This is a genomic window from Nostoc sp. CCY0012 (assembly GCF_963920855.1).
In the GTDB taxonomy this organism is placed as follows: domain Bacteria; phylum Cyanobacteriota; class Cyanobacteriia; order Cyanobacteriales; family Nostocaceae; genus Cyanocohniella.
In genome coordinates this window covers 1-233 of sequence record NZ_CAWUDM010000273.1, presented here as the reverse complement: position 1 = coordinate 233, position 233 = coordinate 1, and the positions used below count along the sequence as shown (strand labels likewise).

Annotated in this window: 1 protein-coding gene; it reads right to left on the bottom strand. The window is 48.1% G+C overall.

The genetic code is table 11. The annotated features are described in order from the left end of the window. On the bottom strand, positions 1-233 hold a 233-nt coding region (locus ACM0OS_RS29110; RefSeq protein WP_414546641.1), incomplete at both ends, for an NB-ARC domain-containing protein.

Below are 233 nucleotides of genomic sequence, written 5' to 3'. Positions count from 1 at the left end.
CCCCTTGTCCCCTTGTCCCCTCTACTCCCAATAATTTCTTGTGCCAGCTTAACCGATAGAGTCGTTTTACCAATTCCACCCATTCCCAGCAAGGTCACTAGGCGACAGTTGTCCTGTATCACCCATCGCTTAACAGTTTCCAGTTCTTCACTGCGACCGTAAAAAATTGATACATCCGGTGCTTCCCCCCAATCTGCCACATAAGAGGGAAATAGCAAAAATTCCCCTTGTCC